This window comes from Microbacterium sp. PMB16, from assembly GCF_051294855.1.
Taxonomy (GTDB): Bacteria; Actinomycetota; Actinomycetes; order Actinomycetales; family Microbacteriaceae; genus Microbacterium.
Map to the genome: position 1 here is coordinate 3,722,568 of NZ_CP145908.1, position 23,962 is coordinate 3,746,529.

General features: G+C 67.2%; 24 protein-coding genes. 5 read left to right on the top strand and 19 right to left on the bottom strand.

From position 1 onward, the window contains the following. Nucleotides 1-32: 32 nt before the first annotated feature. From V5D55_RS17930 to V5D55_RS17945, 4 genes are all read left to right on the top strand, one after another. Nucleotides 33-446, top strand: coding sequence for a RidA family protein (locus tag V5D55_RS17930; protein ID WP_435745654.1), 414 nt, complete (start codon nucleotides 33-35; stop codon nucleotides 444-446). Continuing rightward, the gene (locus V5D55_RS17935) at nucleotides 443-955 is read left to right on the top strand and encodes a GNAT family N-acetyltransferase (RefSeq protein ID WP_435745657.1); all 513 of its coding nucleotides are present in this window, start codon (nucleotides 443-445) and stop codon (nucleotides 953-955) included. Before V5D55_RS17930 ends, V5D55_RS17935 begins: the two co-directional genes overlap by 4 nt. 83 nt (nucleotides 956-1,038) lie before the next feature. After that, a complete protein-coding gene (locus V5D55_RS17940) occupies nucleotides 1,039-1,458 on the top strand; it encodes a rhodanese-like domain-containing protein (protein WP_435745660.1) in 420 nt (139 codons plus the stop codon). A gap of 93 nt (nucleotides 1,459-1,551) precedes the next feature. Continuing rightward, nucleotides 1,552-3,051, top strand: a complete 1,500-nt coding sequence (locus V5D55_RS17945; protein WP_435745662.1) for a PQQ-binding-like beta-propeller repeat protein — start codon at nucleotides 1,552-1,554, stop codon at nucleotides 3,049-3,051. Between the two features lie 60 nt (nucleotides 3,052-3,111). Here V5D55_RS17945 and V5D55_RS17950 read toward each other — a convergent pair whose 3' ends face one another. The 5 genes from V5D55_RS17950 to V5D55_RS17970 form a co-directional block, all read right to left on the bottom strand. After that, nucleotides 3,112-3,546, bottom strand: coding sequence for a cytochrome c oxidase subunit 4 (locus V5D55_RS17950; RefSeq protein WP_307373270.1), 435 nt, complete (start codon nucleotides 3,544-3,546; stop codon nucleotides 3,112-3,114). Nucleotides 3,547-3,549: 3 nt separating this feature from the next. Continuing rightward, nucleotides 3,550-5,283 (bottom strand): aa3-type cytochrome oxidase subunit I, encoded by a 1,734-nt coding sequence (gene ctaD / locus V5D55_RS17955; RefSeq protein WP_435745665.1) that lies wholly within the window; start codon nucleotides 5,281-5,283, stop codon nucleotides 3,550-3,552. A 3-nt stretch (nucleotides 5,284-5,286) separates the two neighbouring features. After that, nucleotides 5,287-6,183, bottom strand: coding sequence for an aa3-type cytochrome oxidase subunit II (gene ctaC / locus V5D55_RS17960; protein WP_435745667.1), 897 nt, complete (start codon nucleotides 6,181-6,183; stop codon nucleotides 5,287-5,289). A gap of 96 nt (nucleotides 6,184-6,279) precedes the next feature. Continuing rightward, a complete protein-coding gene (gene erpA / locus V5D55_RS17965) occupies nucleotides 6,280-6,645 on the bottom strand; it encodes an iron-sulfur cluster insertion protein ErpA (RefSeq protein WP_307373262.1) in 366 nt (121 codons plus the stop codon). A gap of 70 nt (nucleotides 6,646-6,715) precedes the next feature. Next, the gene (locus V5D55_RS17970) at nucleotides 6,716-8,137 is read right to left on the bottom strand and encodes a dipeptidase (protein WP_435745670.1); all 1,422 of its coding nucleotides are present in this window, start codon (nucleotides 8,135-8,137) and stop codon (nucleotides 6,716-6,718) included. Nucleotides 8,138-8,183: 46 nt separating this feature from the next. Between V5D55_RS17970 and V5D55_RS17975 the strand changes: the two genes are divergently transcribed. Further along, nucleotides 8,184-8,756, top strand: coding sequence for a DUF3043 domain-containing protein (locus V5D55_RS17975; RefSeq protein WP_435745673.1), 573 nt, complete (start codon nucleotides 8,184-8,186; stop codon nucleotides 8,754-8,756). Here the strand turns inward: V5D55_RS17975 and V5D55_RS17980 are convergent. The 14 genes from V5D55_RS17980 to ftsZ all read right to left on the bottom strand — a co-directional run bounded on the left by V5D55_RS17980 (nucleotide 8,731) and on the right by ftsZ (nucleotide 23,852). After that, nucleotides 8,731-9,768 carry a quinone-dependent dihydroorotate dehydrogenase gene (locus V5D55_RS17980; RefSeq protein ID WP_435745676.1) on the bottom strand — a complete coding sequence of 346 codons (1,038 nt, stop codon included), beginning with the start codon at nucleotides 9,766-9,768 and terminating at the stop codon, nucleotides 8,731-8,733. The genes V5D55_RS17975 and V5D55_RS17980 overlap by 26 nt on opposite strands. 10 nt (nucleotides 9,769-9,778) lie before the next feature. Beyond that, the gene (gene nrdR / locus V5D55_RS17985) at nucleotides 9,779-10,249 is read right to left on the bottom strand and encodes a transcriptional regulator NrdR (RefSeq protein ID WP_435745678.1); all 471 of its coding nucleotides are present in this window, start codon (nucleotides 10,247-10,249) and stop codon (nucleotides 9,779-9,781) included. A gap of 10 nt (nucleotides 10,250-10,259) precedes the next feature. Continuing rightward, nucleotides 10,260-11,564 (bottom strand): histidinol dehydrogenase, encoded by a 1,305-nt coding sequence (hisD, locus tag V5D55_RS17990; RefSeq protein WP_435745681.1) that lies wholly within the window; start codon nucleotides 11,562-11,564, stop codon nucleotides 10,260-10,262. 1 nt (nucleotide 11,565) lies between these two features. Next, nucleotides 11,566-12,810, bottom strand: a complete 1,245-nt coding sequence (locus V5D55_RS17995; RefSeq protein ID WP_435745683.1) for a hypothetical protein — start codon at nucleotides 12,808-12,810, stop codon at nucleotides 11,566-11,568. 70 nt (nucleotides 12,811-12,880) lie between these two features. After that, nucleotides 12,881-16,399, bottom strand: a complete 3,519-nt coding sequence (gene dnaE / locus V5D55_RS18000; RefSeq protein WP_435745685.1) for a DNA polymerase III subunit alpha — start codon at nucleotides 16,397-16,399, stop codon at nucleotides 12,881-12,883. Between the two features lie 61 nt (nucleotides 16,400-16,460). Next, a complete protein-coding gene (locus V5D55_RS18005) occupies nucleotides 16,461-17,537 on the bottom strand; it encodes a hypothetical protein (RefSeq protein WP_435745688.1) in 1,077 nt (358 codons plus the stop codon). Next, nucleotides 17,512-18,117, bottom strand: a complete 606-nt coding sequence (locus V5D55_RS18010; RefSeq protein WP_435745691.1) for an RNA polymerase sigma factor — start codon at nucleotides 18,115-18,117, stop codon at nucleotides 17,512-17,514. Before V5D55_RS18010 ends, V5D55_RS18005 begins: the two co-directional genes overlap by 26 nt. Before the next feature lie 31 nt (nucleotides 18,118-18,148). Next, nucleotides 18,149-18,748 carry a GNAT family N-acetyltransferase gene (locus V5D55_RS18015; protein WP_435745693.1) on the bottom strand — a complete coding sequence of 200 codons (600 nt, stop codon included), beginning with the start codon at nucleotides 18,746-18,748 and terminating at the stop codon, nucleotides 18,149-18,151. 49 nt (nucleotides 18,749-18,797) lie between these two features. Further along, on the bottom strand, nucleotides 18,798-19,718 hold the full coding sequence (locus tag V5D55_RS18020) for an RluA family pseudouridine synthase (RefSeq protein WP_435745696.1): 921 nt from the start codon (nucleotides 19,716-19,718) through the stop codon (nucleotides 18,798-18,800). Between the two features lie 2 nt (nucleotides 19,719-19,720). After that, nucleotides 19,721-20,296, bottom strand: a complete 576-nt coding sequence (locus V5D55_RS18025; protein WP_435745698.1) for a signal peptidase II — start codon at nucleotides 20,294-20,296, stop codon at nucleotides 19,721-19,723. 96 nt (nucleotides 20,297-20,392) lie between these two features. Continuing rightward, nucleotides 20,393-21,013, bottom strand: coding sequence for a DivIVA domain-containing protein (locus V5D55_RS18030; RefSeq protein WP_435745700.1), 621 nt, complete (start codon nucleotides 21,011-21,013; stop codon nucleotides 20,393-20,395). Nucleotides 21,014-21,170: 157 nt separating this feature from the next. Beyond that, nucleotides 21,171-21,467: a YggT family protein gene (locus V5D55_RS18035; RefSeq protein ID WP_435745703.1), complete on the bottom strand. Its 297-nt coding sequence runs from the start codon at nucleotides 21,465-21,467 to the stop codon at nucleotides 21,171-21,173. 3 nt (nucleotides 21,468-21,470) lie between these two features. Continuing rightward, the gene (locus tag V5D55_RS18040) at nucleotides 21,471-21,950 is read right to left on the bottom strand and encodes a cell division protein SepF (RefSeq protein WP_307373232.1); all 480 of its coding nucleotides are present in this window, start codon (nucleotides 21,948-21,950) and stop codon (nucleotides 21,471-21,473) included. A 42-nt stretch (nucleotides 21,951-21,992) separates the two neighbouring features. Further along, on the bottom strand, nucleotides 21,993-23,852 hold the full coding sequence (ftsZ, locus tag V5D55_RS18045) for a cell division protein FtsZ (protein WP_435745706.1): 1,860 nt from the start codon (nucleotides 23,850-23,852) through the stop codon (nucleotides 21,993-21,995). Between the last annotated feature and the right edge of the window lie 110 nt (nucleotides 23,853-23,962).

The window sequence follows — 23,962 nt, forward strand, 5'->3', positions numbered from 1 at the left end:
GGTCCCCTGCATCGTCGTGAAAGGATCGAGAGGTGTCCTCCATCGTTCAACTCATCCGCTCCCGCTCACTCGCCGACGCACCCTACGCCTACGCCGCGACGGCTCCTGCGAACTCCCGCCTCATCTTCCTCGCCGGCGCGTGCCCGCTCAACGACGACGGTACGACCGCCGCGCCGGGCGACTACGCCGGGCAGGCGACGCAGTGCATCCTCACCCTCCAGAACGCCCTTCGCGCTGCGGGGGCGACCCTCACCGACGTCATCAGCACGCGCGTCCTGGTGGCCTCCTCATCCCAGGCCGACCTCGTCACCGCCTGGGACGTCGTCCACGCGGCGTTCGGCGCCCACGACGTCCCCAGCACGCTGATGGGTGTCACCGTCCTCGGGTATGACGATCAGCTGGTCGAGATCGAGGCGATCGCCGCTGTTGCGACCGAGGAGTCGTGACCGTTCGCGTACGACCGGCGCGACCGGCAGACGACGCCGCGACGGAGCAGATCGAGACCATCGCCGATGCCCTGCTGATCGAACGCTTCGGCGCCGAGGACTGGCCTCCCCCGACCACCGCCCATGAGCGCGCCACCCTGCCCGGCTTCGTCCTCGTCGCGGAGCCTGCGGATGGCGGGACCGACGCGGAGCCGGTCGGCTTCGTCCATGTGCTCGAGATCGACGAGATCGCGCACCTCGAGCAGCTCTCGGTGCTCCCGGATCACGGCCGCCAGGGCATCGGTCGCCGCCTGGTGCGCGCGGCTCTGACCGAGGCGCGCACGAGAGGACACCGGAGCATCACCCTGCGCACCTACGCAGACGTGCCGTGGAATGCCCCGTTCTACGCCTCGTGCGGCTTCGTCGAGACCGAGCCGGACTCCGCATTCCACCACCGTCTCGTCGCCACGGAGGAGGCCCTGCACCTGGACCGGCACGGCCGAAGGGTGCAGATGACGGCCGTTCTCTGAGTGCCGACGAGGTGGCGGAAATCGGGCGCTGGTCGGCGGGAATGTGCAGCCCCGGTACCGGCGCTCGACTCTAGGCTGAGGACATGATCGAACGTTCCGAGTTCTTCGCCGCCAAGCTCGCCTATGAGACGGATGCCAGCGACGTGCACGCCGCTCTGAAGGGCGGAGAGAGCCTCGTCGTGATCGACGTGCGATCCGATGAAGCGTGGGCTCAGGGGCACGTCGCCGGAGCCGTGCACATGCACTACAGCGAGATCGCGTCGCGGGCGCCGCAGGAGATTCCCGCAGACGCCGACGTGGTCGTCTACTGCTGGAGTCCCGGATGCAACGCGGGAGCCAAGGGCGCCCTCGAGTTCGCGAAGCTCGGATACCGCGTTCGGGAGATGATCGGCGGATTCGAGTATTGGGTCAGGGAGGGCTACCCGGTGGAGGACGCCGACGGTGTGCATCGACGCCCCGTCGACCCCCTCACCGGAGTGGCTCGTATCCGCAGGCGCGCGTGACTCCGTAGTTCCACTGACTTCTCCCTCTTGGAGCCGTCGGGCGGGCGCCGCCGCGCTAGCATCGGATACCGATTCGCTGCCCGGAGGAGACGCATGACCCGATCGATCCGATCCCGTGTGTGCGCTGGCGGAGCGCTCGTCGCCGCGTTGGTTCTTGCGGGATGCACGCCCGGTGCTGAACCGGATCCCCTGACGCAAGGCTGGGAGACACAGGCAGCTGTCGCGTGGACGGCCGACGACCGACTGCTCAGCGCACCCGCGGTCGCCGATGGTGTCTACCTGGCCTACGTCGTCGGAGAGGACGCCAGCACGGCCATGGTCGCGCGGGATCTCGCCACCGGTACCGAACTGTGGCGACGCCCGACCTTCGTCGGCAACGATTCGCCCGACACCGAGCACGGGGTCGCCGTCACGCGACTCGAAGACGGCACCTGGTCGGTCGCTGTGCTGCTGCCGACCAGCGGCGAGAACGCCGCGTACTTCGGCACCTTCGCTGCGCTCGACCTCCACTCCGGTGAGTCGTTGTCACCCGGGCTCTCGACGACGCTGTTGTGGGGCACTCGTCCGACCGTCTGCGGCGACACCTTCTGCGTGACGGCAGCGCAGGCAGACACCGAGTACGAGACTCAGAAGAGCCTGATGTTCGATCTCGCCGACGGCGGTTCGCTCGTCCCCACCACCGGCGCCGACGCGCCGTTCCTCGAGGGCGGGCAGATGCTCGGGACGTACGTCTCGGTCAGTGACGCGGCGGCCGGACCCGAGCAGCTGCGGTACGGCCGCGGAGGTGAGTACCGCTGGACCCGCCCCTACGCCGACGTCTTCGGCACGGGCACCACCAGCGCGGCCGGCTGGGCATGGAAGGATGCCGAGAGCGATCTGCCCCTTCTGGGCGTCGGCTTGGCGTTCACGGCGACGGCCGCCGATGACTCGAAGCCCTATGACGTCGTCGTCGATTACGGCTCGCTTCGCTTCGTCGCGCTCGACCCCGACAGCGGCGACACCGTGTGGGAGCATCAGGCCACGGCGCCCTGCGACTTCACGACGGGCCTCGTCGACCCCGTCGACGGTGTGCTGACGCTCTGCCGTTTCGCCTCCGGGTCACTCAGCTGGCACTGGAACGGCACGAGCGCCGAAGACGTCTCCTACGACGACTTCGAGACGGATCTCATCGGCGTCGACGCCGCGACAGGGAAGGTCCTCTGGGAAGTGCCCTTCGGAGGCGATACGACGAGCATCCGATCCGCCGACGAAGGCGGCACCTCGTATCTCGCCGGTCCTCGCGTCCCGATGTCTCTGGACGGAGTCGTGACCCTGGTGGATCCGAAGGACGGTTCCCTCACGCCGCTGCCACCGAAGGCGCGTCTCCTGTGCACCCAGCCCGCCGAGCGCCCCGAACTCATCGGCCCGTTCAACGCGTCCCGTCCGACGGCGTACCGCCTGGCCCCGGTGCTCGGCCTCTGCGCGTCCGACGGGACTCGCGACGCCGACGCCACGGTCACCGCAGGAACCACGGCGGTCGCCGGGCTCGACGACGAGGACTACATCGTCCTCAATCTCGTCGACGGGGTGACGGCGTTGAAGCCACGCGACTGAACGCGCCCCGCACACAAGAAGGCCCCCGGACGGATCCGGGGGCCTTCTTCGTGATGTGTGTCAGCGGGCGAAGTGGCCGCGGTAGTACTCGTACACCCAGCCGACGATCGCGACGACGAAGATCGCGAGCCCGATCGGGAGCAGGAAGTGTCCGACGGCGAGGCCGACGACGAACACCGCAGCGGAACCGGCCAGGACGATCGGCCACCACGACCACGGGCTGAACTCGCCGAGCTCGGGGTCGCCGTCGTCGATGTCTGCCGTCAGGATGTCTTCGGGAAGCTCACCCTGCTGTGCCGCGTGAGTGCGGTCGAGGTAGAACGCGATCATGGCGCCCATGAAAGCCGCGAAGAACAGGGCGACCGTGCCGACCCACTCGATCCGCATCGCGAAGTTCTCGTTCGGGGTGGCCAGGATGTGCCAGCCGGTGTAGACGACGCCGACGAGGGCGAAGAACGCCGTCAGGATCCACCAGAGAATGACGTTGTCGCGCATGACTCAGTGCGCCTCTCGCTCGCCGGGGACGCTGACCGAGAACTCGGCCGCCTCCGGGTGGTTCAGGTCGAATGCCGGACGCTCGCTGCGGATACGCGGGATCGACGTGAAGTTGTGTCGCGGCGGCGGGCACGACGTCGCCCACTCGAGCGAGGCGCCATAACCCCACGGGTCGTTGACCGTGACCTTCGGAGCCTTGCGCGCCGTGATCCAGACGTTCAGGAAGAACGGGAGCATCGAAGCGCCGAGGATGATCGCGCCGATCGTGGAGACCTGGTTCTGCCAGGTCCAGCCGTCAGCCGCCGAGTAGTCCGCGTAGCGACGCACCATGCCGTCGACACCGAGCCAGTGCTGGATGAGGAACGTCATGTGGAAGCCGATGAACAGCATCCAGAAGTGCACGTACCCGAGGCGCTCGTTGAGCATGCGTCCGGTCCACTTCGGCCACCAGAAGTAGAAGCCGGCGAACATCGCGAACACGACGGTGCCGAAGACGACGTAGTGGAAGTGCGCGACGACGAAGTACGAGTCGGAGAGCGCGAAGTCGAGCGGCGGGGCCGCGAGGATCACACCGGTCAGACCACCGAAGACGAAGGAGACCAGGAAGCCGAGGGCGAAGACCATCGGGGTCTCGAAGGTCACCGAGCCTCGCCAGAGCGTTCCGATCCAGTTGAAGATCTTCACACCCGTCGGCACGGCGATGAGCATCGTCATCAGCGCGAAGAACGGCAGCAGCACGGAGCCGGTGACGTACATGTGGTGCGCCCACACCGCCACAGACAGGGCCGCGATCGCGATGGTCGCGTAGACGAGGGTCTTGTATCCGAAGATCGGCTTGCGGCTGAACACCGGGAAGATCTCGGACACGATGCCGAAGAACGGCAGCGCGATGATGTAGACCTCGGGGTGGCCGAAGAACCAGAACAGGTGCTGCCACAGCAGGACGCCACCGTTGGCCGGGTCGTAGATGTGAGCACCGAGGATGCGGTCGGCCGCGGCGGCGAAGATCGCTGCTGCCAGCACCGGGAACGCCATCAGGACCAGGAGGCTCGTGATGAGCGTGTTCCAGGAGAAGATCGGCATGCGCCACATGGTCATGCCAGGGGCACGCATCGTGATGATCGTGGTGATGAAGTTCACCGCACCGAGAATCGTTCCGAAACCGGAGATTCCGAGACCGACCATCCAGAGGTTTCCACCGGCGCCCGGTGTGAACGACGCTCCCGCGAGCGGCTGATAGGCGAACCATCCGAACGAAGCCGCACCCTGCGGTGTGAGGAAGCCGGCGACCGCGATCGTCGATCCGAAGAGGAAGAGCCAGAAGGCGAAGGCGTTCAGACGCGGGAATGCGACGTCGGGGGCACCGATCTGCAGCGGCAGGATCGCGTTGGCGAATCCGGCGAACAGCGGCGTCGCGAACATCAGCAGCATGATCGTGCCGTGCATCGTGAACAGCTGGTTGTACTGCTCCTTCGTCGGGATGATCTGCATACCCGGCGCGAACAGCTCGGCGCGGATGACGAGAGCCATCACACCGCCGAGGAGGAAGAACAGCACGGACGCGATCAGGTACATGTACCCGATGGTCTTGTGGTCGGTGGAGGTGATCCACTTGACGACGATGTTGCCCTTCTGCTCGACGCGCGAGGAGCTCATGAGAGCTGCCTGACGAGCGGGCAGGGCGTTGGGGCGGGAGCGGGGAGCCTCGTCGGTGCGGGGCGCTTCAGTGGTCGACATGGCTTACTCCTCTCCTTCCTCGGAGTCACTCTTCCCGGTGGTGCCGGGGAAGTTCGAGAGACGGTCGTACTCGTCCGTGATGTCTCCCGTGTTGCCTTCCTCCTTGATAGAGGCGAGATAGGCGTCGTACTCGTCCTGCTCGACGACCTTGACGTTGAAGAGCATCATCGAGTGGTACTCACCGCAGAGCTCGGCGCACTTGCCGGCGTACTCTCCGACACGGGTCGGGATGAAGGACCAGGAGTTGTCCTTCCCGATGAACATGTCCTTCTTGTAGAGGAAGTCGATGATCCAGAAGGAGTGGATGACGTCGCGGGACTGGAGGTCGATCGTGACCTTCTTGTCGACCGGGAGCACCAGGGTCGGCAGCTGCGACTTGTCGATGTTGCCTTCGGCATCGGGCTGTGCCTGGATGCCCATCGTCCAGACGGTGTCGTCTTCGGAATCGGCGTCGTACTGGAAGTCCCACGCCCACTGCTTGGCGATCGCGGTGATCTCGACGTCGGGGTCATCCCACTTCGCCTCGATCGCGGCCTGGTCGCGAGCCGTGAAGAAGAACATGCCCAGCACGAGGATGAGCGGCACGATCGTGTAGAAGATCTCGATCGGCATGTTGTAGCGCATCTGCACCGGCAGGCCGGTCTGGCCCTTGCGACGGCGGTACGCGATCGCGGCCCAGGCCATCAGGCCCCAGGTGATGACGCCGACGGCGAGGAGGACGATCCAGGAGTTGACCCAGAGGGACGACACGCGCTCGGTCTGATTGGTGGCCGCAGGCTCACCCTCGATGAAGCCGGGAAGATAGCCGTTCAACTCTGTGGTGGTACATCCCGCCAGGACCACGGCTGCCACTACTCCCACGGGAAGAGCGGCCCAACGAAGGCGGTGTTTCGAGGGCACGATGCACCTTTCAGATTGCGGACAGGGCACACCCAAGTCTAGGGCAACCTCACACCTGATTCATGCCAACCACGCAGGTTGACGGGGTCGTTCGGATCAGTGGAAGCTGTCGCCGCAGGCGCAGCTGCCGGCCGCATTCGGGTTGTCGATCGTGAAGCCCTGCTCCGAGATCGTGTCCTTGAAATCGATGGACGCGCCGTCGAGATACGGGACGCTCATGTTGTCGACGATGACCTCGACGCCGTCGAAGTCGACGGTGACATCGTCCTCGAGGAAACGCTCGTCGAAGTAGAGCTGGTAGATCAGACCGGAGCATCCGCCGGGCTGCACGGCGACGCGCAGACGGAGGTCGTCGCGGCCCTCCTGCTCGAGCAGGTTCTTTACCTTGACGGCCGCAGCGTCGGTGAGGCTGATGCCGTGGGCGCGGGTGGTGGTCTCGGAAGTCAGGGTGGTGTCGCTCATGTCGCTCCTTGTGACGGGCCGCAGTGGCACGGCGTTCCGGGCAATTCTACCGCCGGTCTCGCCCCGCGGCTCAGAGGTCGACCCCGTTCATCCGAGAAAGCAGCAGCGCCTCGGTCGCCACGGCGTGCCGGAAGGTGTCCAGGTGCAGGGATTCGTTGGGGCTGTGCGCCCGCGAGTGCGGGTCCTCGACTCCCGTGACGAGGATCTGCGCTGCGGGGAACTCCCGCACCAGATCGGCGATGAACGGGATCGATCCGCCCACACCGAGGTCGATCGGCGCCACGCCGTAGGCGTCACGCATCGCGTCCCGGGTGAGGGCTGCGGCCCAGCCGCTCGTGTCGGCGAGGAATCCGTTGCCGAGGTCAGCTTCGGAGAACGTGAGCTCTGCACCGAACGGGGCGTGGGCGCGGAGGTGATCCTGGAGCACCTCGTAGGCCTCCTCCCCCGTCTGGCCCGGTGCGACGCGCGCACTGATGACCACGGTGACCTCGGGCAGGAGGGTGTTGGATGCCGCCGCAACACTCGTCGCGTCGATGCCGATGAGCGTGATCGCCGGCTTGTTCCAGATGCGGCTGAGGATCGTGCCGTTGCCGACCGGAGTCGTGCCGGGCAGCAGTCCGGCCTCATCGCGCAGAGTGGCCTCCGAGTAGTCCGGCGTCGGCGCATCGCGCTCGAGCAGACCCTCGACGGCGACCGAGCCGTCGTCGTTCCACAGCGTCGAGAGGAGCTTGACCGTCGCCATCATCGCGTCGGGGACCGCTCCCCCAAACATGCCGGAGTGGGATGCGTGATCCAGCGTGCGCACCCGCATCGTGAAGCGCGCGTTGCCCCGGAGCGAGACGGTGAGGCCCGGCGTGACCGAGTCCCAGTTGCCGGAGTCGGCGACGACGATCGCGTCTGCTCGCAGCGCCTCCTTGTTGTCGGAGAGGAACTGCGCGAAGGAACGCGATCCGTACTCCTCCTCACCCTCGATGAACATCGCGATGCCCAGGTCGAGGTCGTCGCCGAGCACCTCGCTCACCGCACGGATCGACGCGACGTGCGCCATGATGCCCGCCTTGTCGTCGGCGGCGCCGCGCCCGTACAGGCGCCCGTCGCGCACGGTCGGCTCGAACGGCGGCGTCTCCCAGAGCTCATCGTCTCCGGGAGGCTGCACATCGTGGTGCGCGTAGAGCAGGATGGTGGGCTTGCCGTTGCGGGCGGCCCGGATGGCCAGCACCGCCGGCTGACCGAGTTCATCGGTTCCGGGGACGGCGGAGCGGAGCACTCGCACCTCGTCGAACACTCCGGTGCCGTCGACCAGCGCGGCGACCGCCTCGGCGCTGCGTTCCAGCTGCGTCTGGTCGAAGGCCGGCCAGGCCATGCCCGGAATGCGGACGAGATGACCCAGGTCCGACAGCGCGGAGGGGATGCCGGTGGCGACGGCTTCGAGGACGGCGGCGTCCGATTCGCTGGGAGGTGTTTGCTGGCCGTGGTGAGCGGAAGAGGTCATGCGAGTAATCTTAAGGTGATCCACCTTCAGCGAACCGAGGAACCTCGTGGCCACTACCCCTGTCTCCCCTTCGACGAACGACGACGCCCCCGAGACGCCAGCCGTCGGCAAGGGGCGCGCGACGCCGACCCGCGCGGAGCAGGAGGCGGCCCGTCGTCGTCCCCTGGTCGCGAACACCAAAGAGGCCAAGGCGGCGGCCCGCGCCGAGCTCAACGAGCGTCGTGCACGCGCACAGGCCGGCATGGCCGCCGGCGAGGAGAAGTTCCTCCCCGCTCGCGACAAGGGCCCGCAGCGGCGCTGGGTGCGCGACTACGTCGACGCCGGCTGGCACCCCGCCGAGTTCGTGATGGCCATCATGGTGCTCGTCATCCTGGCATCGCTCGTCCCCGCCAGCCCCGTGATCTCGCTCTACGCCTACGCCGTGATGATGGCCTACCTCGTGATCGCGATCGGCGGCATGATCCTGCTCGGGTTCCGGGTCAAGCGCAAGGTCGCGGCGAAGTTCGGCGCCGAGCGCATGGAGAAGGGCCTCGGATGGTACGCCGGGATGCGCGCACTGCAGATGCGCTTCATGCGTCTGCCGAAGCCGCAGGTCAAGCGCGGACAGTACCCCGACTGACCAGCCCTCGGTTGATCTCGCGGCCCCAGAAGGGGCCGCGGTAGAGGAACGCCGTGTAGCCCTGCACCAGGGTCGCACCGGCTTCCAGGCGCTCCTGCACATCGGCAGGGGTCTCCACTCCCCCGACGGCGATCACGCAGAAGTCGGCCGGCACCGACGCACGGACGATGCGGAGCACCTCGAGCGACCGCTGCTTCAGCGGCGCACCGGAGAGGCCGCCCGCACCGGCCGCCTCCACGGTCTCCGCGTCGGTCAGCAGGCCGTCACGGCTGATCGTGGTGTTGTGCGCGATGATGCCGGCGAGTCCTTCGGCGACTGCCATCTGCGAGATCGCTGCGATCTCCTCATCGGGGAGGTCCGGGGCGATCTTCACCAGGAGCGGCGTGGCTCCGGCTGCCTCGCGCACCGCGCGCAGCAGAGGCGCCAGCGTCTCCACTGCCTGCAGCCCACGCAGGCCCGGAGTGTTCGGCGACGACACGTTGACGGCCACGTAGTCGGCGAGTGGGGCGAGCCGGGTCGCGGAGGCCACGTAGTCTGCGGTGGCGTCCTCGACCTCGACGACGCGGCTCTTGCCGATGTTCACGCCGATCACAGTGTCAGGCGCGCCGCGTCGAAGCTTCGCGAGACGCCGGGCGACGGCATCCGCACCCTCGTTGTTGAAGCCCATGCGGTTGATGACCGCGCGGTCGGCGATCAGTCGGAACAACCGCGGCTTCGGGTTGCCCGGCTGCGGGACGGCGGTGACGGTCCCCACCTCGACGTGACCGAATCCGAGGGCGGCGAGACCGCGCACCCCGATCGCGTTCTTGTCGAAACCGGCCGCGATACCGAAGGGCGACGGGAACGACAGCCCGAGGGCCTCGACGCGGAGGGAGGGATCAGGGCGGGTCATGGCCCGCGTGACCCCCGCGAACGGCGGTGCACCGAGCACCCGGATCACCACCATGCCGGCATGGTGGGCGAACTCGGGATCGAAGCGCGAGAGGACAGCGCGGAAGAGCAGCGGATACATCCCTGCCAGATTACCGGTCTGCCGACTCCTGTTCCGCGTGGTCGGCACGGAGATCGGTGATCGCGGATTCGAAGTCCTCGAGCGAATCGAAAGCCTGGTAGACGCTGGCGAAGCGGAGGAAGGCGACCTCGTCGAGATCGCGCAGCGGTCCGAGGATGGCGAGACCGATCTCGTTGGTGTCGAGCTGGGAGACCCCGGTCTGCCGAACCGCTTCCTCCACGCGCTGGGCGAGGATCGCGAGGTCGGCCTCGGTCACGGGCCGCCCTTGACACGCCTTCCGCACACCGGAGATGACCTTCTCCCGGCTGAACGGCTCCATCACTCCGGAACGTTTGATCACGTTCAGGCTCGCGGTCTCGGTGGTGGTGAAGCGCCCGCCGCATTCGGGGCACTGACGACGCCGTCTGATCGAGAGCCCGTCATCGCTGGTGCGCGAGTCGATGACGCGCGAGTCGGAATGACGGCAGAAGGGGCAGTGCATCTGACCGATCCTACGCGGTGAACCGCGCCTCGATCGCCTCGCCGTGCGCGGGCAGCTCCTCGGCATTCGCCAGCGCGACGACGCCTTCCCGCACCCTGGTGAGCGCGGCGCGGTCGTACGAGATCACCTGCTGAGGACGCAGGAACGTGTAGGCGCCGAGCCCCGAGGCGTAGCGCGCCTGTCCGCCGGTGGGCAGCACGTGGTTGCTCCCGGCCATATAGTCGCCGAGGCTGACCGGAGTCTGGTCGCCGACGAACACCGCGCCGGCGCTGGTGAAGGCGGATGCCGCCTCTTCGGCGTCGACGAGGTGGAGCTCGAGGTGCTCGGGCGCGTACGCATTGCTGAATGCCGCCGCCATATCCCGGCCGTCGACGAGCACGATCGCGGACTGGGGTCCGGCAAGCGCCGCGGCGACCCGCTCGCTGTGCTGCGTGCGCTGCACCTGGCGAGCGACCTCTTCGGCGACCCTGGTCGCGAGTTCGGGAGAGTCGGTGACGAGAACGGCAGAGGCCTGCTCGTCGTGCTCCGCCTGGCTGATCAGGTCGGCGGCCACGAGACGCGGGTCGGCGCTCTCGTCCGCGACGATGAGGATCTCGGTCGCACCGGCCTCCGAGTCGGTCCCGACCACGCCGGCGACCACTCGCTTCGCGGAGGCCACGTAGTTGTTGCCCGGACCGGAGACGACGTCGACCGGGTCGAGCCCGATCTCCGGCACGCCCCACGCGAAGGCGCCGATGGCTCCGGCTCCGCCGATCGCGTAGACCTCGTCGATTCCGAGCAGAGCTGCTGCGGCGAGGATCGTCGGGTGGATCCGACCGTCGTGTGCCGCCTGCGGCGGGGAGGCGAGGGCGATGTGCTGCACCCCGGCGACCTGCGCGGGAACCACGTTCATGACGACACTGGACGCGAGGGGTGCCTTGCCGCCGGGGATGTACACACCCGCTCGGGAGACCGGCTGCCAGCGCTGCAGGATCCGAGCGCCGGGACCGATTGTGGTGGTCTGCGGTGCGGGCACCTGTGCTTCGGATCCCTGGCGAACACGCACGATCGCCTCTTCGAGCGCCGCGCGCACGACCGGGTCGACCGAGGCGAGAGCCTCGGAGATGTGCGATTCCGGGACACGCACGGCGTGGCCGGTCACCCCGTCGAATCGCTCCGCCTGCTCGCGCAGCGCGGTCACTCCACGTTCGCGCACGTCGTCGACGATGCGGGTCGCCGCCTCGAGGGCCTCGGCGCGGGCCTGCGCGGCGCGGGGAACCGCCGCGAGCATGTCGGAGGGCGAGAGCTCGCGCCCTCGCAGATCGATCGAGCGCATGTCAGCCCTTCGTGACGTCGGAGATCTCGTGGAGGTAGCCGATGCGGCCGTCGTCGTGGCGCACGACGTAGGCGCCGCCACGATCCTCGATCACGAGGGCCCAGGCATCCGGACCGATACGGAAGAGCGGTTCACCGCGCTCGTCGTGGACGTCGCGTTCCGTCGGGGCGAGAACCCAGAAAGGCTGCGCGACGGCGGCGGGTTCGCGCGGATTCGTCGCGTCGAGGTCGGTCTCGGCGAACAGCTCGTCGTCGATGACGTCGGTGTCGTCTGAGCTGCCGGTCTCTACCGTCTGCGCCGTCTCCAGCAGCGATTCGATGCTGCCGGTGTCGGACGCGATCTCCTGGTTCCGGGAACGGCGTGAGTAGGCGGGGACGTAGTCCTCGTCGGCCGTCGTGTCCTCGGTTCCGGTTCCACCGCCCGAGGCATGCGCCACCAGCGGCACCTGCTCGGCGAGATCGAGGCGTGCCACCTCGTCGGTCGCGTGCTGCCCGGAAAGTTCGACGTCGAGAGCGACGACATCGACCACGTGGGTCTCGGGATTCGATTCCGCAGCGAACGCCTCGGCGGACTCGACGACCGCCTCATCGGACTCCGCGCCAGGCGCGGCCTCAGGCGCGGCCTCGGGCGCGGGCTCGGGCGCGGGCTCGACGGGAGCGACCGGCTCGGGGCGAGGTCGGGCGATGACCGGACGCACGGGGTTGGCATTGCGGTGCGCGAGCGTGACCAGTCGGCCCTGGAAGTCCTCTTTCAGCCCCGGAATGATCGGGGCGAAGACGGTGAGCGCCACGAGCGCGAGCGAGGCGAGGAGCTGCACGATGCCACTCCAGAAGAGCCCGAAGACGCCGAGTTCGATCACCGCGGCAACGGCGCTCCAGAGGATGCTCACCCAGAAGACTGCCGCGACAGAGAACGCGACCGACGCGAACTGATCGATTCCGAGCGACCCCACGCGACGGATCCCGTCCGGTGAGAAACGACGGAGGACCACGAGGAAAACCGCGACGGTCGGCACACCGATGGGCAGGATCCACTGGATGCCGGTGGCCCAGATGGAGGACGAGCCCGCGAACGGGAAGAAGGAGACGACGAATGCCACCAGCCACACCCCGACGATGAGGAGCTCACGCAGCGTGAACCCGAGGACGCCGAACTCGGGCGTCACGTCTTCGTCGTACAGAACGCCGTCCTCGTCACTGAACGCCGCGGTCTCGGCATCGGACGGTTCGGGGAGATCCGTGCTCATGGTCGTCCTTTCGTCACGGTGATCGACGGCAGCATTCGTCATGCTTCCGACGGCTCACGATCCTACCCGCTCATCCCAGACAGGCAGGTCCGAGCAGTGACTTGAGGTCACCGAACAGGTCGGAGGTGACCTTGACCGGCATGGGCACCTCGAACACCTTGGCCGTTCCGCCGCGGTGCACGCGGAGCAGCACCTCGGTGTCGCCGTTGTGCCGCCGCAGGATCTCGGCGAGCTCGTTCATCACACGTTCGGTCGCACGCTGCTCGGCCAGCACGAGCGCCAGCGGCCCCGCCGCGTCGAACGAACCGACATCGGGCGCGAACGCCGACTGCGCGTGGAGGTTCAGCCCGTCGTCACGCCGTGAGACGCGACCACGCACCGCGAGGATCGAGTCCTGCTGCAGGATGTGCTGGAACTCGGTGTAGGTCTTGCCCATGAACATCACCGTGACCTCGCCGTTGAAGTCCTCGACGGTGATCATGCCGTAGGGGTTTCCGCTCGCCTTGGCGACGCGGTGCTGCACGCTGGTCACGAGTCCGGCGACCGTCACCTGGTCGCCGTCCTGCACGTCTTCGGAGTTGTTCAGGTCATGGATCGAAATCGACGCGTGCTTCGCGAGCGGCACTTCGAGCCCCGCGAGCGGGTGGTCGGAGACGTACAGGCCGAGCATCTCGCGCTCGAATGCGAGCTTGTCCTTCTTGATCCACTCGGGGCGCGTCGGCACCTTCGCGGGTGCGACCTCCTCCAAGCCGTCGTAGAGGCTGTCGAAGTCGAATCCGATCGCCCCCTGGGCCTCGTTGCGCTTGCGGTCGACCGCCGCCTCGACGGCGTCCTCGTGCACCTCCATGAGCGCGCGACGCGTGTCGCCCATGGTGTCGAAGGCACCGGCCTTGATCAGGGATTCGACCGTGCGCTTGTTGGAGACATGCAGCGGAACCTTGTCGAGGAAATGATGGAACGAGTCGAAACGCGCGTCCTTCCTCGCCTTCACGATCCCGTCGACGACGTTGCTGCCGACGTTGCGCACGGCGCCGAGGCCGAAGCGGATGTCATCTCCGACGGCGGCGAAGTAGTTGATCGATTCGGATACGTCGGGTGGGAGGACTCGGATTCCCATGCGGCGGCACTCGTTCAGGTACAGCGCCATCTTGTCCTTGGAGTCGCCGACGCTGGTGAGGAGCGCCGCCATGTACTCGGCCGGATAATGCGCCTTGAGGTAGGCGGTCCAATAGGAGACGACGCCGTAGGCGGCGGAGTGCGCTTTGTTGAAGGCGTAGTCGGAGAACGGCAGCAGGATCTCCCAGATGGCGTTGACGGCGCCGTCGGAGTAGCCGTTGGCGTGCATGCCGGCCTGGAAGCCCTCGAACTGCTTGTCCAGCTCGGACTTCTTCTTCTTGCCCATCGCGCGGCGGAGGATGTCTGCCTGGCCGAGAGAGAATCCGGCCACCCGCTGCGCGATGGCCATCACCTGCTCCTGGTAGATGATCAGCCCGTAGGACTCATCGAGGATGTCGGCGAGGGACTCCTCGAACTCGGGGTGGATCGGGGTGATCGGCTGCTGACCGTTTTTGCGGAGTGCGTAGTTGGTGTGAGAGTTCGCACCCATGGGCCCGGGGCGGTACAGCGCGATGAGTGCCGAGATGTCGCCGAAGTTGTCGGGCTTCATGAGGCGCATCAGCGAGCGCATCGGCCCGCCGTCGAGCTGGAACACACCCAGCGACTCTCCGCGACCGAGCAGGTCATAGGCGCCGCGGTCATCGAGCTCGAGGTGTTCGAGGTCGAGTTCCTCGCCCCGGTTCATGCGGATGTTGTCGAGAGCATCGGAGATGATCGTGAGGTTGCGGAGCCCCAGGAAGTCCATCTTGATCAGACCGAGCGACTCGCACGACGGGTAGTCGAACTGCGTGACGATCTGGCCGTCCTGCTCGCGCTTCATGATCGGGATGATGTCGAGCAGCGGCTCCGACGACATGATCACACCGGCGGCGTGCACGCCCCACTGACGCTTCAGTCCTTCGAGCCCGAGCGCGCGATCGAAGACCGTCTTCGCCTCCGGATCGGTCTCGATGAGGGCGCGGAACTCGCTGGCCTCCTTGTACCGCTGGTGGGATGAGTCGAACATGCCGTCGAGCGGCATGTCCTTGCCCATGACGGGCGGCGGCATCGCCTTGGTCAGGCGCTCCCCCATGCTGAATGGGAAGCCCAACACGCGTCCGGCATCCTTCAGGGCCTGCTTGGACTTGATGGTTCCGTAGGTGACGATCTGCGCGACGCGCTCGGAGCCGTACTTCTGGGTCACGTACTCGATGACCTCGCCGCGGCGACGATCATCGAAGTCGACGTCGAAGTCGGGCATCGAGACGCGGTCCGGGTTGAGGAAGCGCTCGAAGATGAGGCCGTGCTCGAGAGGATCGAGGTCGGTGATGCGCATCGCGTAGGCGACCATCGATCCGGCACCGGAGCCACGCCCCGGACCCACCCGGATGCCGTTGTCCTTCGCCCAGTTGATGAAGTCGGCGACGACGAGGAAGTAGCCGGGGAAGCCCATCTGCAGGATGATGCCGGTCTCGTACTCGGCCTGCTTGCGCACCTTGTCGGGGATGCCGTTCGGGTACCGATACTGCAGGCCGACCTCGACCTCCTTGATGAGCCAGCTGTCTTCCGTCTCGCCGTCCGGCACCGGGAAGCGCGGCATGTAGTTCGCCGCCGTGTTGAACTCGACCTCGCAGCGCTCCGCGATCAGCAGCGTGTTGTCGCAGGCCTCAGGGTGGTCGCGGAAGAGCTGCCGCATCTCGGCGGCCGTCTTGATGTAATAGCCGTCGCCGTCGAACTTGAAGCGGTTGGGGTCATCGAGCGTCGAACCGGACTGCACGCACAGGAGCGCCTCGTGCGCGTCGGCCTCGTGCTGGTGCGTGTAGTGGGAGTCGTTGGTGCCGACCAGCGGGATGCTGAGGTCTTTCGCGAGCCGGAGGAGATCGGTCATCACCCGTCGCTCGATGGACAGCCCGTGGTCCATGATCTCGGCGAAGTAGTTCTCCTTGCCGAACAGGTCCTGGAACTCGGCCGCTGCCGCGCGGGCCGCGTCGTACTGCCCGAGGCGCAGACGGGTCTGGATCTCACCCGAGGGGCATCCGGTCGTGGCGATCAGACCCTTCGAGTAGGTCTGCAGCAGCTCGCGGTCCATGCGGGGCTTGAAGTAGTAGCCCTCCATGCTCGAGCGGGAGCTGAGCCGGAACAGGTTGTGCATGCCCTGAGTGGTCTCGCTCCACAGCGTCATGTGGGTGTACGCGCCGGAGCCCGAGACATCGTCGCTCTTCTGATCCGGCGAGCCCCACTGCACGCGCGACTTGTCGCTGCGGTGCGTTCCCGGGGTGACGTAGGCCTCGAGGCCGATGATCGGCTTGACGCCCGCCGCGTTGGCCGCTTTGTAGAACTCGAAAGCGGCGAAGGTGTTGCCGTGATCGGTCACCGCGATGGCCGGCATCCCGTAATCGGCAGCGGCCTGAGTCATCGCCGCGATCTTCGCCGCACCGTCGAGCATCGAGTATTCGCTGTGCACGTGCAGGTGGGCGAAGGAGTCGGATGCCATGCGTTCGAGTCTACTTTCCGGACCCGACATCGGAGGCCGATGCCGGGTCCGGAAAGGGCCGCTACGAGGTCGGCGCCGAGTCCACCACCGAGGTGACGACGCGTGTGACGGAGTCCGGCGTGTCCCCGGCAGGGCCGCCCGTTCCATAGTTCTCCGCGATCGAGAGGACCAGTCCCTCCGCGGTGTCGATCACGATCGTCGTGGTGCGATGACCCGGCACGACGTACCGCAGCGTGGCGGACGCATCGTCCTCCGCCACGACCTCGAATCCGGGCATGAGCGCGATCGCGCGGAAGAAGGAAGCCCGCAGATCGGTCGGCATCAGGTTGATCGCCGACGGGTCCGAGAGACCCGCCGCGACCCATCGGTCAGCCTCGATGCCCGTCATCCCGGACTGCGCGCGCAGCCAATCGAGCAGCGCCTGCGGCTCCCTCGGCATCTCCGCGTAGAACGGACGGTAGCGATCCGCCAGATACGGCGTCGGCGGCACGTCGCCGCCCTCCGCGAGGAACTGGCCGGCGGGGAGCGTCTCGATGACCCCGCGACCCGTGCCCTTCGGTCCCGGCATCAAGGACCACGTGTCGGCCGCCTCCGCGCCGCGATCGCCGAAGGACTCGATGACCTCCGCGTGACCCCAGTCGTAGAACCAGTCGGCGGAACGATCGGCAGGCACGTAGAGCACGCGCGTGTCGCGGACGAGAACCGCGGCATCCGCACCCGAACGGGAGGCGTTGAACGGGAATGTGTTCTCATCCGCGTCGTCCGCCCAGGCGGCGTTCCAGAACTGCAGGTCCTCGCCGACCGTCTCGATCCGCAGGAACTGACCTGGGGACAGTGACGCATCCTGGGCATCGACCGTAACCGTGGCCGCGTGCTCGAGGACCTCGGCGGCCGCGGCATCAGGGACGGCCGGCGGTGCCAGCACAGACCCGACGACGATCGCGGTCACCGCGGTGCCGGCGACGAGGCCGCCGATGCCGACGCCGGCCCAGATCCGCCGTCGTGGCCGCCGCACAGCATCGGGGCGCACGCTCCTCCCGGCCTCCCGCGCCAGTGCCTGCCGCGCCACACGCACGTTCTCCTCGGAGATCCGGGTCTCGTCGATCCCGATCTCACGAACTCGTTCCATAAGCAGCATCGCTCTCCTCCTTCTTCATCCAGGTCAGTCGGGTCGCACCGTGAGAACCCGGCGGCGCGAGTTTGCGTCGGACGCGATTCAGCCGCGACCGAACGGTCCCGACCGGCACCCCGAGCGCGTCGGCGATCTGTTCATAGGTGAGATCTCCCCACGCGTGCAGCAGAAGCGTGTCGCGGTCCCGTGTGGCGAGAGACGCGATCCGGGGCGCCAGCGCCCGCAGCGCCGCATCGGCATCGAGCCGGGCATCGGATGCCGCGTGCGGCGACTCACCTGCGACGGCGTCCGCGGTCGCCGAGGCCTCGAATGCCCGCCATTGCCGGGCTTCCGCTGCACGCTGGCTCTTGATCACCCGCGTCGCGATGCCGAGAAGCCAGGGCCGCGCCGATTCCCCGCGCGCGTCGAACGACGCCCGCCGCCGGAACGCCACGAGAAATGTCTCGCTGAGGACATCGTCGACGGCATCCGCGCCGATTCGCCGCCGGATATACCCGCCGACGGGTCGTACGTGCCGCTCGAAGATCTCGGAGAAGACTCCGGGTTCGTCGAGCGACCGCTGAATGATCTCGCTGTCCGTGCTCACACTTGGTATTGGCCCAGGAGTCGCAGACGGTTCACGATTTCTTCGACGACTTCTTCGCCCCGGCCAGATCGAGCCGCATCAGCACACGAGGAAAGCCGTCGAGAACCGACCCCGTATCGGCCGCCTTCGTGAATCCCGCGCTCTCGAAGAGGCTCCGCGTACCGACATAGGCCATCGTCAGGTTCACCTTCTCTCCGCGGTTGTCGACGGGGTAGGCCTCGATCGCCGGTGCGCCGCGCTTCTTCGCATAGGCGACCGCCCCGTCGATCAGCGCGTGCGAGATCCCCTGCTTGCGATACCCGGGACGCACCCGAAGGCACCAGAGCGACCAGACATCGAGATCGTCGACATGCGGGATGAGACGGTTGCGGGCGAAGCTCGTCTCGCTCCGCGGATGCAGCGCCGCCCATCCGACCGGTTCGCCGTCGAGATAGGCGATGACGCCGGGAGGCGGATCCTGGTGGCAGAGCTCCCGCACCCTGTCCGCGCGATCCTTTCCCTTCAGCGCGACGTTCTCCTTGCTGCCGATCCGGTAGCTCAGGCAGAAGCAGACGTTGGACGTCGGCTTCTTCGGACCAACCAGCGTCGCGACGTCATCGAACTCGGTCGCGGGACGCACCTCGATGCTCATGCGCACAGTCTCGCGCACGTCTGCGACATCGCGGGTGGTGAAGCGCGGGCTACTCCCCGCGGAGCACGTCCAGCGCATGGCGGAAATCCGCCGGATAGGGCGATTCGAACTGCACCCAGTCCCGCGTCGCGGGGTGGGAGAACGCCAATTTGTGGGCATGCAGCCACTGACGGGTCAGCCCGAGCCGTGCCGACAGCGTCGGGTCGGCTCCGTAGAGCGGATCACCGACGCACGGATGCCGATGCGCTGCCATGTGCACGCGGATCTGATGCGTGCGACCGGTTTCCAGGTGGATCTCGAGAAGCGACGCACCGGGGAAGGCTTCGAGAGTCTCGTAGTGCGTCACCGACGGCTTCCCGTCGGGGGTGACGGCGAACTTCCACGAGTGATTCGGGTGGCGTCCGATCGGCGCGTCGATCGTGCCCACGAGCGGATCCGGATGCCCCTGCACCACGGCGTGGTAGATCTTCTCGACCGTGCGCTCCTTGAACGCGTGCTTGAGGGCCGTGTACGCCGTCTCGGACTTCGCGACCACCATCAGGCCGCTCGTACCGACGTCGAGGCGGTGCACGACCCCCTGCCGCTCGGGGGCGCCGCTCGTCGCAACGCGGAAGCCGGCAGCCGCCAGCGCGCCGACGACCGTCGGTCCTTCCCAGCCGATCGACGGATGCGCTGCGACACCGGACGGCTTGTCGACCACGATGATGTCGTCGTCGTCGTAGACGATGCCGAGGTCGGGCACAGGGATCGGCACGATCCGCGGGCCCTCTTTCGGTTGCCACTCGACTTCGAGCCAGGCGCCACCGCGCAGGCGATCAGACTTGTCGAGGGTCACGCCGTCGAGGCGCACACCGCCTTCGGAGGCGATGTCGGCCGCGAACGTGCGGGAGAACCCGAGCATCCGTGCGAGCGCGGCGTCGACGCGCTCACCGTCCATGCCGTCGGGAACGGGAAGGGAGCGTGACTCCACGGTCAGCGACCGTCCGACGACGAGGACGTCTCGGTCGTCGGTGCGCTGTCGGTGTCGGTGTCGACCCCATCCGTCGACTCGAGGTTGTGCGCCGAATCCGCCTGGGCGATGGCGGCCGCCTCAGCCTCTTCCTCGGTCTCGACCTTCGCGTGGTCGCGTTCCCGCGTTCCGTCGAAGCGGAGACCGACGACGACGAGGAGAGCGACAGAGATCATGCCGGTGACGATGAAGATGTCGGCCACGTTGAAGATGGCGGGCATCATCCACGGCATCGAGATCATGTCGACGACGTGACCGTTGCCGAATCCGGGTTCACGGAGCAGACGGTCGGTGAGGTTTCCCAGGACGCCACCCAGCAGGGCTCCGAGCACCACGGCCCACCAGCGCGAACGCAGGTTGAACGCTTTCCAGACGATCACGATGGCGACCACGCTCAGAGCGATGGTGAAGATCCAGGTGACGTCGCTGCCAAGCGAGAACGCGGCGCCGGGATTGCGCACGAAGTACAGCTGAAGGAACTCCCCGAGCACCGGGACAGCCTCGTGGAGAGGCAGGTTCTCGATGGTGAGGTACTTCACAAACTGATCGGCGGCCAGTACGAACGCTGCGAGAATCGCAACGATCGCACCGGCCGCCGAACGACGAAGGGGACGGCGTCCTGACAAGAGGGCGCCTTACAGACCGATCGCGGAGACCGGCGTGGAGTCCGTCGAGGCCGACTTCTCGTCGAGGTCGCGGAGCTGACCCTCGATGTAACCGCGCAGCTGCGAGCGGTAGTCGCGCTCGAAGTTGCGGAGCTCGGTGATCCGGGCCTCGAGCGTGTTGCGCTCGCGCTCCAGACGTGCCGCCTCTTCGCGCTGCTTGGCCTCGGCCTCGGTGCGGATGCGGTTGACCTCGGTCTCGGCATCGGCGATGAGCTGGTTGCGCTTCGCCTCACCCTCGGCGACGTGCTCGTCGTGCAGGCGCTGCGCGAGCTCGATGATGCCGGCGGTCGCCGTCGCGGACCCGGTCGGGGCAGGCTCTGCCGGGACCTCGGCGACGACCGGAGCCGCAGGGGCCTCGGCGACGACAGGTGCGGCGGGAGCAGCAGCGGCCACGGGCTCGGCGGCCTCAGGGGCTGCACCGGACTCGAAGGCGGCCAGCTTGGCCTTGAGCTCGACGTTCTCCTCGAGGGCCTTGCGCCACTCGATGACGATCTCGTCGAGGAAGTCGTCGACCTCGTCCGGGTCGAAACCGTCCTTGAAGCGGACGTGCTGGAACTGCTTGGTGACGACGTCATCCGGGGTAAGTGCCATGATGGCTCCTCTTTCGATGAGTTCGGTTGCCAATTACAAAGTATGGCGTGGTCGTGATGTGGCGCGAACCCGGGGCGCGCACCTCTGAGCCAGCATAGTCCCCGCGCCTTTGCGTCGCGATGTCACGACACCCGGGGCGCGATAAGTCGAAGCCGACTCAGGTGAACAGGCTGACGATGTTCATCAGGATGAAGACGATCAGCATCGTGATCGCGAACCCGAAGTCCAGGGACAGTGATCCGATGCGCAGCGGGGGGATGATCCGCCGGAAGAACCGGATCGGCGGATCAGTGACCGTGAAGACGGCTTCGGCCGCGACCAGGCCGAATCCCTTCGGGCGCCACTCCCTGTTGAACATCGGGATGTAGTCGAGGATCAGGCGCGCGAACAGAACGAAGACGTACAGCAGCAGCACCAGATGGACGATGCTCGCGACGACGGAGACAAGCTCCACGGGCTACGACTGGTCGAAGCCCGCAGACTCAGCGTCTGCGTGTGCGATTCCCCCGTGGCCCGAGATCGCGATGTTCTCCGGCGAGAGCAGGAAGACCTTCGACGTCACGCGCTCGATGCGGCCGTAGAGGCCGAGCGAGAGTCCGCTGGCGAAGTCGATCAGACGACGCGCGTCGGCGTCGCTCATCTGGGAGAGGTTGATGATGACCGGCACGCCTTCGCGGAAACTCTCCGCGATCAGCTGCGCATCGCGGTACTGCTTCGGGTGCACGGTCAGGATCTCGTTCACGGTGCCGGCCGCAGGCTGGCGAACCGCGACGGGGCGTCGCAGAGGCGTGACGGGAGCCGGAGCCGGCTCCTCACGGTCGCGATCGCGATCGCGCTCTCGGTGGGCGCGGGCCGGAGCCTGCGTCTCCTCCTCGTAGACCTCTTCCTCGTCAGCGAGGCCGAGATACACCATGGTCTTCTTCAGCGGGTTACCCATCGTGTCCTCCGGTTCGAACGTTTGGGGTGGTCTGTTCACAGGTTAACCCCGGTCGGGGCGGGGTCCGGTGATTGCGGAGCCGATCCGCAGGTGTGTCGCACCCGCGGCGATGGCTTCGGGGAAGTCGCCGGTCATGCCGGCGGAGATCCAGGTGGCGGACGGTGCGACCGTGCGCACCTCATCGGCGATGCTCCGCAGGCGCGCGAACGCGGACGCAGGCTCCTCGTCGAGGGGCGCCACCGCCATCACGCCGCGCAATCGCAGGGAGGGCAGCGTCAGGACGTGCTCGGCGAGAGCCACCGCCTCAGCAGGAGCGACTCCTCCTCGGGCGGCGTCGTCGGTGAGGTTGATCTGCACGAGCACGTCGAGGAGGTCATCGTCCTCGGCGGCCCGGTGCAGCGCATCGGCGAACCTGTTCCGGTCGACGGAGTGGACGGCGTCGGCGGAGCGTCGGATGGCGGACGCCTTGTTCGTCTGCCCCTGACCGATGAAGTGCCATCGCACATCCAGATCGGCGAGCTCCGCCTGTTTGGCGGAAAGCTCCTGCTGACGATTCTCACCGACTTCGCGCACGCCGATCGCCCGGAGGTCGCGGACGAGAGACGCGGGGTGGAACTTCGTCACCACGATGCGGGTGATCTCCCCCGGCTCGCGCCCGGCAAGGCGCGCGGCGTCGGCGATCCGTTCGTCGATCGCCGACAGCCGCGCGGCCAGGCTCGCCTGTCCCTGCGCCTCGAGAGGCTCGGGGGTCACTTCAGGAATTCGGGGATGTCGATGTCGTCGTCCGCGAAAAGCCGGCTCGATGCTCGTCGCCGGGATGCGCTGCTGCGTCGGCTGCGACTCCTGCGACTTCTCGCTCGGTGCCGCTTCCTTCTCCTCGGTCAGCGCGACCTCGGGAAGGGTCGTCGTCGCAGCGGGGCGCGACACGACCATCGGGTCGAGACGAAGCGAGGGCTCGCCGCCGTCGAAGCCTGCTGCGATCACGGTCACACGCACCTCGTCGCCGAGAGTGTCGTCGATGACGGTTCCGAAGATGATGTTCGCCTCGGGGTGCGCCGCTTCCTTGACGAGGTCTGCCGCGTCGTGGATCTCGAAGATCCCGAGGTTGGAGCCACCCTGGATCGACAGCAGCACGCCGTGCGCACCCTCGATGCTCGCCTCCAGCAGGGGCGACTCGACCGCGAGCTCCGCGGCCTTGATCGCCCGGTCGGCGCCGCGCGCGGAACCGATTCCCATGAGTGCGGATCCCGCACCCTGCATGACCGACTTGACGTCGGCGAAGTCGAGGTTGATCAGACCGGGGGTCGTGATCAGGTCGGTGATGCCCTGCACACCGGCGAGAAGCACCTGGTCGGCGGTCGCGAAGGCCTCGATCATCGAGATGCCGCGGTCACTGATCTCGAGGAGACGATCGTTCGGCACCACGATGAGGGTGTCGACCTCTTCCTTCAGCTTCGCCACTCCGGCCTCGGCCTGGCTCTGCCGACGGCGGCCTTCGAACGAGAACGGCTTGGTGACGACACCGATGGTCAGGGCACCGATCGACTTGGCGATGCGCGCCACGACGGGAGCGCCACCGGTGCCGGTGCCGCCGCCTTCACCGGCGGTCACGAAGACCATGTCCGCTCCGGTCAGGGCCTGTTCGATCTCTTCCGCGTGGTCCTCGGCTGCGCGGCGACCCACCTCGGGGTCTGCGCCGGCGCCGAGGCCGCGGGTCAGTTCGCGGCCGACGTCGAGCTTGACGTCGGCATCGCTCATCAGGAGCGCCTGCGCGTCGGTGTTGACGGCGATGAACTCGACTCCGCGGAGGCCGAGATCGATCATGCGGTTCACGGCGTTGACGCCGCCACCGCCGACGCCGACGACCTTGATCACGGCGAGGTAGTTCTGGTTCTGGCTCATGGCCGGCCTCCGATTATTCGAGCCTTGCGGTCTGTGTCGAGAAAGAGGGTGAACCTTAAACCTCAACTAGAGGTGTAAAGTATTTCCCGGTATTGCCTTCCCTCTGATCG